The 12,589-nt window shown below is 28.2% G+C and carries 13 protein-coding genes and 1 pseudogene; 11 read left to right on the plus strand and 3 right to left on the minus strand.

All coding sequences use genetic code 11. The features are described from left to right. From K5V21_RS19820 to K5V21_RS00035, 8 genes and pseudogenes are all read left to right on the plus strand, one after another. Positions 1-70 (plus strand): annotated as a pseudogene (locus tag K5V21_RS19820) (IS200/IS605 family transposase); the annotation flags it as partial. A 356-nt stretch (positions 71-426) separates the two neighbouring features. Continuing rightward, on the plus strand, positions 427-1,278 hold the full coding sequence (locus K5V21_RS00005) for a YitT family protein (protein ID WP_221858171.1): 852 nt from the start codon (positions 427-429) through the stop codon (positions 1,276-1,278). A 147-nt stretch (positions 1,279-1,425) separates the two neighbouring features. Continuing rightward, positions 1,426-2,037, plus strand: a complete 612-nt coding sequence (locus K5V21_RS00010) for an LptM family lipoprotein (RefSeq protein WP_221858172.1) — start codon at positions 1,426-1,428, stop codon at positions 2,035-2,037. 22 nt (positions 2,038-2,059) lie between these two features. Beyond that, positions 2,060-2,644 carry a DUF4878 domain-containing protein gene (locus K5V21_RS00015; protein WP_221858173.1) on the plus strand — a complete coding sequence of 195 codons (585 nt, stop codon included), beginning with the start codon at positions 2,060-2,062 and terminating at the stop codon, positions 2,642-2,644. Between the two features lie 132 nt (positions 2,645-2,776). Beyond that, the gene (locus K5V21_RS00020) at positions 2,777-3,058 is read left to right on the plus strand and encodes an ArsR/SmtB family transcription factor (protein ID WP_221858175.1); all 282 of its coding nucleotides are present in this window, start codon (positions 2,777-2,779) and stop codon (positions 3,056-3,058) included. Between the two features lie 35 nt (positions 3,059-3,093). Beyond that, positions 3,094-5,598, plus strand: coding sequence for a DsrE/DsrF/DrsH-like family protein (locus K5V21_RS00025; RefSeq protein WP_221858176.1), 2,505 nt, complete (start codon positions 3,094-3,096; stop codon positions 5,596-5,598). A 214-nt stretch (positions 5,599-5,812) separates the two neighbouring features. Continuing rightward, positions 5,813-6,757 carry an alpha/beta hydrolase gene (locus K5V21_RS00030; RefSeq protein ID WP_221858177.1) on the plus strand — a complete coding sequence of 315 codons (945 nt, stop codon included), beginning with the start codon at positions 5,813-5,815 and terminating at the stop codon, positions 6,755-6,757. Positions 6,758-6,921: 164 nt separating this feature from the next. After that, on the plus strand, positions 6,922-7,632 hold the full coding sequence (locus tag K5V21_RS00035; RefSeq protein WP_221858178.1) for a hypothetical protein: 711 nt from the start codon (positions 6,922-6,924) through the stop codon (positions 7,630-7,632). Positions 7,633-7,700: 68 nt separating this feature from the next. Here K5V21_RS00035 and K5V21_RS00040 read toward each other — a convergent pair whose 3' ends face one another. After that, the gene (locus tag K5V21_RS00040; RefSeq protein ID WP_221858179.1) at positions 7,701-8,297 is read right to left on the minus strand and encodes a DUF2628 domain-containing protein; all 597 of its coding nucleotides are present in this window, start codon (positions 8,295-8,297) and stop codon (positions 7,701-7,703) included. Between the two features lie 357 nt (positions 8,298-8,654). Next, positions 8,655-8,951: a DUF3892 domain-containing protein gene (locus tag K5V21_RS00045; protein ID WP_204593877.1), complete on the minus strand. Its 297-nt coding sequence runs from the start codon at positions 8,949-8,951 to the stop codon at positions 8,655-8,657. 190 nt (positions 8,952-9,141) lie between these two features. On the opposite strand from K5V21_RS00045, the gene K5V21_RS00050 reads away from it, so the two are divergent. After that, positions 9,142-9,573, plus strand: a complete 432-nt coding sequence (locus tag K5V21_RS00050) for a hypothetical protein (protein ID WP_221858180.1) — start codon at positions 9,142-9,144, stop codon at positions 9,571-9,573. Between the two features lie 172 nt (positions 9,574-9,745). Here the strand turns inward: K5V21_RS00050 and K5V21_RS00055 are convergent, their stop codons facing one another. Beyond that, positions 9,746-10,531: a DeoR/GlpR family DNA-binding transcription regulator gene (locus K5V21_RS00055; RefSeq protein ID WP_204593873.1), complete on the minus strand. Its 786-nt coding sequence runs from the start codon at positions 10,529-10,531 to the stop codon at positions 9,746-9,748. 374 nt (positions 10,532-10,905) lie between these two features. Here K5V21_RS00055 and ulaG point away from each other — a divergent pair, with 374 nt between their 5' ends. Continuing rightward, positions 10,906-11,970 carry an L-ascorbate 6-phosphate lactonase gene (gene ulaG / locus K5V21_RS00060; protein ID WP_221858181.1) on the plus strand — a complete coding sequence of 355 codons (1,065 nt, stop codon included), beginning with the start codon at positions 10,906-10,908 and terminating at the stop codon, positions 11,968-11,970. A gap of 28 nt (positions 11,971-11,998) precedes the next feature. After that, entirely contained in the window at positions 11,999-12,433 is a 435-nt protein-coding gene (locus tag K5V21_RS00065) for a PTS sugar transporter subunit IIA (protein WP_221858182.1), read from the plus strand. Positions 12,434-12,589 lie beyond the last annotated feature (156 nt).

A 12,589-nucleotide genomic window follows, 5' to 3' on the forward strand; every position in this document is an offset into this window, starting at 1 on the left:
TGAACAAATAAGTTTGAAGGAATATATCGACCCGTTTACGGGTGAGCCGGTGAAAGGAAATAAGAAATAAAGCACCTTATAGGTGCAGTTTGTAAAAGTATGCGGTTGGCAAACCGTTTCGATGTGCGAGTAGCACAGCCAGTAACATGCCCTTATAGGGCTAGAGCAAACCACCCGTTTTACGGGTGGTCATGATTTAGTCAATAAGAAATATAAAATTTGATTTATAAAAATTCATGTAAATAGGAAATTTAATATATAAGGTATTAGAATATGTATTTTTATAAGGAAAAAATTAATAAATTAAACATTAAAAAATAATTATATTTTTTAAAAAATACTATGAGAAATAAAAAAATTCTGTTATTCTAAATATTGTATTTAGACAAAAGACAAAATAGTAATATACATTAGGAGAGATTAATTTTGAAGCAAAATATAAAGGAATATGGAATTATAACCTTAGGTGTTTTTTTAATAGCAATATCAATTGAATATTTTTTTGCACCTAATAATTTAGCAGCAGGAGGGGTCACAGGACTTTCAGTTGTAATAACGCATTATTTCCCAGCATTGACTGTTGGAGGTATAACCTTTGTAATGAATTTATTTTTATTTGTGATAGCTTTCATAGTAGTTGGCGGTGATTTCGGTTTTAAAACTATATATGCTAGCTTTGGTCTATCATTTATATTATGGTTTATGGATGAATTTATACATCCACAGGCTTTAACAAGTGATTTAATGCTTGCTACAGTTTTTGGAACAATTATAACAGCAATAGGACTTGCAATAGTTTTTAATATAAATGCATCAACTGGAGGAACAGATATTTTAGCTAAAATACTAAATAAGTATACAAGTTTTAATATAGGTATATCTCTATTATGTGTTGACTTTCTAGTAACATTATTAGGTGCTATAACATTTGGAGCAGATAAAGGATTTTATGCACTTTTATCAGTAATATTAAATGGGCCGCTTATAGATAAAATAATTGCGGTTATGAATCAAAAGAAACAAATTACAATAATAAGTGATAAGAATGAAGAAATAGCAAGCTTTATAATGGATGAATTAAAAAGAGGATGTACTTCTCTTTCAGGGGCAGGAGCATATAGCAAAGAAAATAAACAAATAATATATTCAGTTTTAGATAAGAAGGAACTTGAGAAAGTTAAAGAATTTATAGATACTATTGATCCCGAAGCATTTTTTACAATTGGACAAATTGATGAAGTTCAAGGAAAAGGCTTTCTTAAAGTAAGTGGAATATAATTAAGGAGAATGTTAGTAAGATAATTGAGAATCTTACTAACATTCTTTTTTTATCAAAGTAAAATTAGTGTTAATAAATAAGCAAGTAAATAATCATACTAATAATAGTTGGTATAATTATAGTATGTTTAATAGGAGGGGATTTTTATGAAAAAATTGATTGCGCTTATATTAGCATTAGGAATTACGTTTGGATTAATTGGGTGTGGAAATAATACTACTAACAATAAGGTAAATGAACAGACCAAAAAAGTTGCTCCCGAAAATACAATAAACTCATTTTTTGCAGAATTTAAAAAATGTAACTTTGATAATGCAAAAAAATATTTGCTTGTTGATAAAAATATAGACTTTACAGCATATAAAGATTTTACAAATGGAGAGAAGGATGCAATAGGATATTGGGTTGAAAAGACTGGTTATGAAATAAAGTCAATGGAAGTAACTAACGAAAGTGCAGAGGCAACGGTAAATGTATCAACACTTAATGGTCAAAAAATATACAGTGATTATATGGAGAGCTTACTTAGTTTAAAAGAGAAATACATATCTGCAAAGGATCCACAAGATAAGAAAAATTATATGCAAGCTTATGATAAGGCATTAATAGATTCAATAAAAAGCAAAAACAATGAAATTGTAACAAATACAGTTAATATTGAATTAGAAAATAAAGATGGTAAATGGTATATAATAGGAAATCAAAGTTTCACAAATGCACTTTATGGTGGATTTGATCCAGAAAAATTAAAGTTCTAGAGAAAAGTGGGGGAGACTAAATATGAAAAAGATAATATTAGTTTTAGTAGCTATATTTATGTCAGTATTTTTAATTAGTTGTGGAGGAAAAACAGAAGCAAAAGATAGTGTTAAAGATTTTTTTAGTGCGTATCAAAATATGGATTTAAGTAAAGCTAATGAATATGTAGAAGATGGTGGACTTCTTCAAAAATCAATAAAGCAATTTGAAGATTATGATAAGAGTAGAATAGAAGCCCTTAAATATTGGAGTAGTAAATTAAATTATAAAATATTAGATTCAGAAGAAAAAGATAAGGAGTCTAAGGTCAAAGTTGAGGTAACTGCGCTAAATGGGTCACAGATTTATAATGAGTATATGCAAAATGTTCAGTCACTTAGAATTAATGAAGCAACATTAAATAATGAATCTGTAGATGGTGATGCAGTAGGAAGTGATTTTGATAAAGCATTTATAACTGCATTAGAAAATCAGACTAATTCATTAATTACTACAGATGTAACAGTGATACTTAAAAAAGAAGATGGAAAGTGGAAAATACAAAATGATAAAGAGGTGTTACAAGCTATATTAGGAGGATTAAATCCAGATCAAATAATATCATAGAGATTATTTTAAATTATATCAAGGTATTCTAATATATTTATCTTGATATAATTTTATTATTGACTTATTTATCATTATATCGTAATATTACGATATAATGATAAATAATGAAGAATTAAGAAGGTGTTATATATGCAAAATAATTATAAAGAATTAGAATCGCAGGCTGAATTTCTAAAGGTTTTAGCGCATCCAGTTAGACTTTGCATTGTAAGAGGATTAATGCAAAAGGATAGTTGTAATGTAAGCTTTATGCAAGACTGTTTAGGAATGCCACAGTCAACTATATCACAACATCTACAAAAGCTTAGAAGTGTTGGAATTATTGAAGGCGAAAGAAACGGATTAGAAATAAATTATAAAATAAAAGATAAAAGAGTAGAGAAAATTATAAAAACTTTATTAGGTGAATAATTGTTAGTAAGTTTTTTAGAGGGAGGATATAGGTTATGAAAAAGAAAGTTTTAATTGTTGGAGGAGTTGCAGGTGGAGCATCTACTGCTGCAAGACTTAGAAGGTTAGATGAAGAGGCAGAGATAATAATTTTTGAAAAGGGAGATTACATATCATTTGCAAATTGTGGATTACCTTATCATATTGGAGAAGTGATTAAAGATAGAGGAAAATTAATACTTCAAAGTCCTGAAAAAATGAGAGATAGATTTGAGATAGATGTAAGAGTTAATAGTGAAGTTACTGGAATTGATACAGAAAATAAGAGAATAAAAGTTAGATCAAAAAATGATGGTTCATATGAAGAAGAGTATGACTATTTGGTGCTGGCTCCTGGTGCAAAACCAATTACACCAAAATTACCAGGATGTGATAGTGAAAAGATTCATATTCTTAGAACTATAAATGATATGGATTTAATAAAGGATGCTGTTGATAAAGGCGATGTAAGAAATGCAATAGTAATAGGTGGAGGTTTTATAGGAATTGAAGTAGCTGAAAATCTAAAACATAGAGGGATTAACGTAAACCTAATTGAAGCTGCACCACATATCTTAGCACCCTTTGATTCAGAGATGTCAGAATTATTAGAGATGGAAATGAATGATAATGGAGTATCAATTATTCTAAATGATAGAGTAGAAGCATTTGAAGAAAATAATGATACTATAAGTGTTAAATTAAATAGTGGAAAAAGTGTAACATCAGATATAGTAATCTCTGCAATTGGAGTTATGCCAGATACTGATTTCATAAAGAAATCAGGAATAGAACTTGGTGAAAGAGGTCATATAATAGTTAATAAAAATATGAGAACTAATATAGAAAATATATATGCTGCTGGAGATGCAGTTGCAGTTTCAGATTTTATAAATGGAAAGGTTGCGTATATTCCTCTTGCTGGTCCTGCAAATAGACAAGGTAGAATAATAGCAGATAATATTTCAGGAATAAAATCAGAGTATAAAGGAACTCTTGGAACATCAATAATAAAAGTATTTGATTTAGTAGCAGCATCAACAGGAAATAATGAAAGAACTCTTAATAATTTAGGAGTTAATTATAAAAAAGTTTATCTATATCCAATGACTCATGCTGGTTATTATCCAGGTGCTAAGCAACTATCAATAAAAGTTTTATATGATGTAGAAGGAAAAGTACTAGGAGCTCAATGTGTTGGAGTAGATGGTGTTGATAAATTTATCGATGTAATAGCTACTGTTATAAAGCTTAAAGGAACAATGGAAGATTTAAGAGAGCTTGAGCTTGCATATGCACCACCTTTCTTATCAGCTAAATCACCAGCAAACATGGCAGGATTTATTGCAGACAATGAAGAGAAAAGATTAACTAATTTATTCTTTGTAGAAGATCTTAAGGATTTTGATAAAGATAAAGCAATATTAGTCGATTTAAGAGATTCAATTGAAGTTGAAGGTGGAATGATTGAAGGTGCTGTTCATATTCCTTTAAATAATTTAAGAAGTAGATTAAATGAATTGGATAGAAATAAAGAAATATGGGTTTATTGTGCTGTTGGAGTAAGAGGTTGGATTGGTGAGAGAATACTTAAAGGTCGTGGGTTTAAGACTAAAAATCTATCTGGCGGATATAAAGCATATAAAACTTTTGGATATAAAGCAAAAGAAATAACTTTTGATGATAGTGATAAAGGTGGAAATGAAAATGGCTTAGATAGAGGCTGTGCCAGGCAACATCAGGAAATAGCAATAGAAGATAATAGAGAAAGAAAAGTTAGAGAATTAGATGCGGAAGGATTATGCTGTCCAGGACCATTAATGCAAGTTAAGATGATGATGGATATGATGGAAGATGGAGAAATGCTAAATGTTAGAGCTTCAGATCCAGGATTCTTTAAAGATATAGAAGCCTTTACGAAAAGGACAAAAAATACTTTAGTAAGTGTAGAAAAAGATAAGGGAATAGTTAAGGCATCTATTATAAAGGGTATTGAAGGAAATACAGAAATTGCAGTTGATAGTAAAAATAATAATTCAACATTAGAAGAAAAGAATGGGCAGACATTAGTTGTATTTAGTGGAGATTTAGATAAAGCTATAGCATCATTTATAATAGCAAATGGTGCAGCTGCAATGGGTAAAAAAGTTACAATGTTCTTTACTTTCTGGGGACTTAATATATTAAGAAAAGATGAGAAGATTGATTCAGATAAGAATTTAATTGAAAAAGTATTTGGTAAAATGATGCCAAGAGGAAGTAAAAAGTTAAGTTTATCTAAAATGAATATGGCTGGTATTGGTCCTAAAATGATAAGAGGAATAATGAAAAATAAAAATGTTCAATCTTTAGAAGAACTTATAGAAGCTGCAATAGATAGTGGTGTTGAAGTAGTTGCTTGCACAATGTCTATGGATGTAATGGGAATAAAAGAAGAAGAGTTAATAGATGGTGTAAAACTTGGTGGCGTAGGTTACTACTTAGGAGAAGCGGAAGAGTCTACATCAAATTTATTTATATAAATTTAAAAGACAAGTAGCTTTATGTAAGAGATAATATTATTAGAGAATAAAATCTATCTGCATAAATTTAAGAGAGATTAATCATAAATATTTTAATAGAAATTTTCTATAAAATATAATATGGTTAGTCTCTTTTGAACGTTTTAAATATGTATTTTACCGAATAACGCATTCATATTTAAAACATAATAATTTTAAGAGGGAGGTTAAGGAGATGGATGTAAATAAGAAATGTTCAAAGAGCATTCATTTTAGAGCTTTTAGAGTAATAAATGATATATTGGTATCTCGTAAAGATAAGAGATGCAAAGTTCCTATTAACATAATATCTAGATTAGATATTCCATATGATAAAGAAAAGGATATTTGTAAGTTAGATATACATAAGCCAAGATTTATAGGAGAGTCACTACCTATTATAATTTATTATCATGGTGGTGGATGGGCTGTTGGAGATAAGAGTATATATAGAAATTTTTGTAGTTTACTTTCAGGAAAAGGATTTGTTGTTTTTAATATAAATTATGAATTAACATCAAACAAGCCTCACCCAGAGCCAATTAAAGATTGTATAAAGGGTGCAGAATGGGTGTATAAACACGCAAAGACATATGGAGGAGATAGAAATAATATTTTTATTATAGGGGATTCAGCAGGAGGTCATATTGCAGGATTACTTGGTGCCTTATGTACAAATAAAGAGATGAGAGACAGGTATAAAGATAAATATAATATAACAATCTCTTTTAAAGATAAATTACGTGCAATAGGAGTGCTATGTGGATTAAGCGATTTTAGAGCTTGCTATGATATGGAAGTGCATTATATGAAAGTACCTATAATGAGACAATTTGCTGAAATGCTTCTAAATACAGAAAATATTGATGATTCAGAAATAGGAAACGAATTATCAGTAGCTAAAAATATGACGAAGGATTTTCCAAAAACATTTATGACAACTGTAGAAAGTGATCCGGTACATTGTGAGAGTATTGATATTGAAAAGGCTCTTATAGAAAACAAAATACCATATAGGATGGTTGCCTTTGATAAAAGCCATAAAAAGCTATGGCATATATATCAGTTAGACCAAAGTTTACCTGAATCGCAAAGATGTTTGGATGAAATGATAGATTATTTTATAAAGAGCCAAAAATAGGGGGAATAATATAATAAATTAAATGAATATATTGTTATAGGTATAATATGATAATAAAGATATGGTACTAAATTTTGAACATATTCTATATAAGTAGTTGAATAAGTCTATTTATTTCCATATAATTAATTGATAGTAAATATTATGTAGAAAGGGAGAAATAAATGAAAAAAATATTTATTGCTTTTATACTGGGGGTATCAGTACTTGGTATGGTTGGATGTGCTGATAAGGAAAGTAAGAATGATAGTAATCAAGAAGTCCTATCTAAAAATGAATTATTAGAAAAAGAGAAGGCTGAAGAAGAAGCAAAGAAAGAAGAAGAATTAAAGCTTGCAGAAGAGAAAGCCAAGGAAGAAGCGGCTAAGAAAGAGGCAGAAGAGAAAAAAAAGAAAGAAGCTGAAGAAAAGGCGAAAAAAGAGCAGGAAGCTAAGAAGAATGATCAAAACAAAGATACTAATATAAAAGAAAAGACATTTACGTTATATTCAGTAGATGTTTCAAATGATAAAACTATAACAATTGGAAATGTTAAAACAAAGTCTGATGATATAAAAGAAAATTTAAGTGCTATAGCAAGCACTTTATCAAAAAAGAATTTTAAATCATTTGCAATAGAGGTTAAGGAAATAAAAAAGGTTAGTGGAAAATCAATTGCATATATAAATCTTAAAGACAGTGGAAATAAGAAATGGTCTGAAAAATATTTTCAAGGGTCATCCGGGGGATATATAACAACTACATCACTTACTGAGAGTTTTCTTCAAAGAAAATATAAAGGTAAATGGGTAGATGGAGTAGCATTTACTTATAATAATAAAAAAGTAGAAGATACAGGACATATACCAGAATTAACAAAGATAAATTATAGATAAATAAAAAGATAAATGATATAAGAACATATCATTTATCTTTTTTATTAATGTTATATTATTTTAATAGATTAGAATGGGAAACTATAAGCCATAGATGATATTAAAGTAGTTAAAAGTGTACCTACTATTATTGCAATAACTCCTGCTGATGCTAATAAAACTAAAGGTGCAACTAAAGTAGTACCACCATTAGCTTTTAAAGCTTCATCAGTATCACCATATTTATCAAAGAATTTCTTTAAAGATAATATTTTCTTTTTAGAATGTCTTATATAAATACAATTACCAAATATGCCTAAAAGTATCATAATAATTAGTGGAATTAATCCAGCTAAAAGTGGACTAAAATTATCAAGGATTGCAACTGCAAGAAAATCAACTATTGTTACACCTACAAACCAAGCGTATAGTTTTCTATATAATAGCCAGTATCCACCTAAAAAGAATGATGCCCAATTCCATGAGGAAAAAGTATTTTTATTTTCATTGTTTTTCCATTGATTAAAGTAATGCTCTGTGTTTTTTAATCCAACAAATTTAATGAAATTAGAATCGGTTATTTTATCTAAAGATGAATTAGAATCTTCATTAGGATATTCTGATTCATAACAATCAGTAAAACCTTCCTCTTTTATATTTTCTTTGATTTCTTCTTCAAAACTCATATTATAGCCTTCTTTCTATAATGTATTAATTATTTCATTATGAGTATACTAAATAAATTTTAATAAAGTATGTAAATTAATCAAAAAAGAGGCTTTTTATATAAAAATTTAAAATTTGTACAAATTTATAGTTTTAAAGCTTATAAGATTATAAAGGAAAGTAGTTAGAATTATTATTTTATTATCAGTAGATAAGTGAACTTTTAATGATATATGTTTAGACAGATGATATATTTTGCATAATAAAAATTAGTATGTAAAATATGATAGAAAGTGGTTTTATAAAATATCAATATATAGAGGAAGAAGGAGATTATAAATAATCTCCTTCTTTTTGGTGTAGTTAAATTTATATTACTATTTAATTGTTATAGTTGGTAAATTACTTAAGTTATTTGACTCATTATCATCAGGTAGGCTTCTTAAGTATTCGTCACCCTTAGCTGATACACTAATAGCAACTCCTTTGAGTTCACCATTCTTAGCCATCTCAATTGCTGCTGCTTTATCCACTTGATGACCGTTTTGAATTTCATAACCTACAATTCTACTACCATATTTAATAACTCCTGTAATTTCCTTTGCATCATCTTTAGGAGTAGGGATATTCTTATTAATATTTTTAGGTAATCTACCTGTTGTTTCGTCTGCCATATTAATACACCTCCGTTTGATACAAATATAGTTTAAGTAGAATTAAAGAAAATATACATAACTATATAAAGTTCGTAGAAATAGTCATATTCAATAATTATATTTAATAAGGAGCAAATAACGATAGTGTTATTCTAATTAGAATTATGTATTAATAGATTATACAAAGGAATTATATTAGGAGAATCTTATGAGATTAGATTTATATACGATTTATCTTTATAACTATTCAAAAGAATATCTTTTCCAAAAAAATGTTGATTTTAAAAAGATAAGTGAGTTCTCAAAGTCATCAAAGGCTGTATTTAGAGATGATTTTATTTTTGAAAAAATAGTAGCAACAAATGTTATTGAATTTTATGAGTATTTGAAAAAGAGAAAATGTTTTAAAGTAGGACTATTAATACACAATAAAAAGGAACTATTTATAAAGTTTTGGTGCAAATTTTCACTAGAATATTGGCATGGAGAATATATTACTAAATCTGAAATAGACTGTTCATATATGGAATATAGAAAAGTAAAAGAAGAGTTATGGGCAGATAAGTATATGGAGCTTACAAAAAAAGAAAAAGATGAATTAAGATTAAGGTTTAAAATCAATAATTATATAGATGATTAGATAAAGAAAAAAACTCCTTACGGAGTTTTTTCATATTACCAAAATAAGATTCCAGTTGCATTTAATTTTATACAAAATATAATAAAAGCTAAAGTATTAGTATAGTAATGTTTATTTTTAATAGAAAATATTGTTATACATGTAAAATTAAAAAAGAAGCATAATTTTAGATTTAATTATCCTCTGAAAAAATAATTTCTACTCCTTTTTCTTCTAATTTTTTAACTTCTTCTTTATTAGCGTTTATATCTGTAATAACATAGTTTACTTTATCTATGTCACCACTAGAAAAATTATGATGTATTCCTATTTTTGAACTATCAGCTAATATAAATGTTGGACCATTACAATTTTCTAGCATTTTCATATTAACGGTAGTTTCTTGAAGAACAGAAGTACTTATTCCAGAATTAGAGGTTATACCACTCACTCCCATAAAGCATTTTGTTGCTGTTATTTTTGAAATAATTTGTGTTGCTATGTCTCCAACCATAGATTGTTTTCTTCCGTAAACTTCTCCGCCTGTAAGAATTACTTCAACTTTAGAAGACAGATTCATACCTAAAATTTTTCCATTGTTTGTTATTACTACAACTCGTTTATCTTGTATATAATCTAAAATCTTTATGGCAGTTGAGCTTGAATTTATAAAAATGCTATCTCCATCTTCTATAAATTCTGCTGCCTTTTTAGCAATTGATTCTTTAATTTTATGTCTTGCATCATTTTCTTCATTAGAATAAGGATCTTCATTTAGAGCACCCTCTATAAGTTCAGCTCCTCCGTAACGTCTTTTTATAACGCCTTCATTTTCTAAATTTTGAAAATCTCTTCTTATAGTTATATTAGAAGTATTTAAAAGTTTTGCTAAATCTTCTGTCTTAGCAAACTTATTTTCTTTTAAATATTTTAATATGGCTTGTTGTCTTTTAAAGACAAGGCCTTTTGCATTTTTCACGTTATCTTCCTCCTTAAAAGCTATTTGCTTATTAGAGCTTCATATAGAATTTAATTTGTTGTTACTTATTTCCAATAATTATTATAAATTAAAAAATACAGTTTATATAGTTAATTATATTTTATTTTAAATTTTAAAAGAACAATTAAAATGAACATAAATTATATATATATTCATTTTATATTGAAAATGTATATAAATCAATAAAATAGTTCAGAAAGAACATAAAAATAAAAATTTTTAAGAAAAAACGATCAAAAAGTACTTGCAAAGAAAACAATTACAGTATATAATTAAGTCAATAAATGATTGAACGAACCTTTAAACGTTCAAAACAATCATAAAAGATGGACAAGGTGTAGGAGGTATATATTATGAGTACAGTAAATGAAATAACAAGAGAATCATGGATTTTAAATACATTCCCAGAATGGGGAACTTGGTTAAATGAGGAAATAGAAAATGAAGTAGTAGATCCTGGAACATTTAAAATGTGGTGGCTTGGTTGTACAGGGATATGGCTTAAATCAGAAGGAAACGCTAATATATGTATAGATTTTTGGTGTGGAAGTGGAAAGAAAACAAAAAAAAATCCATACATAAATCCAGAGCATCAAATGGCAAGAATGTGTGGAGGAAAGAAGTTACAACCTAACTTAAGAGTTGCACCATTTGTATTAGACCCATTTGCAATAAAAGAAATAGATGCAGTAATATCAACACATGATCACAACGATCATATAGATGTAAATGTTGCAGCAGCAGTTCTTAAAAATTGTTCAGAAGAAGTTCCGTTTATAGGACCACAAGCTTGTGTAGATAAGTGGATTGGTTGGGGAGTTCCAAAGGAAAGATGTATAGTTGTTAAACCAGGAGATGTAGTAAAAATTAAAGATATAGAATTACATGCATTAGAATCATTTGATAGAACAGCATTAATCACAGCTCCACCAGAAGGAGATTTAAGAGGTAAGATGCCTGTTGATATGGATTATAAAGCAGTTAACTACTTCATAAAGACTCCAGGCGGAAATCTATATCATAGTGGAGATTCACATTACTCAAATTACTATGCAAAACATGGAAATGATTTTAAAATTGATGTAGCACTTGGATCATACGGAGAAAATCCAAGAGGTATTACAGATAAAATGACTTCAGTTGATATTTTAAGAATGGCGGAATCATTAAACACAGAAGTTGTTATACCATTCCATCATGATATATGGTCAAACTTCCAAGCTGATACTAATGAAATATTAGCATTATATGATATGAAAAAACACAGGTTACAATACAAATTTAAACCATTTATATGGCAAGTTGGAGGAAAGTTCACATTCCCAGAAGATAAGGACAGGAGAGAGTATCATTATCCAAGAGGATTTGATGATTGCTTCGAAGTAGATATAAACTTACCATACAATTCATTCCTATAAAATATAAAAGCAGTGGGAGGCAAAAGACATGTTAAAAGAGTTGATAGAAAAAGGGAGATATTCTTTCCATGAAGGCTTTGATAATTGGGAGGATGCAGTGAAAGCTGCATGCGCTCCCTTAGAAGAAGAAAAAGCTATCGAAAGAGAATATTCGGATTTAATAATAGAAAGTATTAAAAAGCATGGACCTTATATAGTAATTGCACCAAAGATTGCTATACCACATGCACAAGAAGGCAAAGGAGTCAATGAAACTTCTATATGCTTTATGAAAACGAATACACCGGTTAGGTTTGGAGATGGTGATGAATATGATGCACAATTATTTTTTGTATTAGCATCAACAGATAACAATATCCACCTACAAAACCTTTCAAGAATGGTAGAACTTATATCAGACGAAGAAATGGTAGAGAAACTTTTAAAAGCGAAATCAGTTGAGGATTTAAAAGAATTAATATAGTAAATATTTAATTTTAGGTTTTAAAATTTCTATAGAACTTTAGCGTTCAACCTAAATACTAAAGTTCTATAGAGATTTAAGATACATAAACTTTTTAAATTATCTTAAATCTTAAAAATAAAGATACGGATAAAATTATTAAGTTAAAGGTGGATG

The sequence above is a fragment of the Clostridium sardiniense genome (genome assembly GCF_019753795.1).
Lineage (GTDB): Bacteria > Bacillota > Clostridia > Clostridiales > Clostridiaceae > Clostridium > Clostridium sardiniense.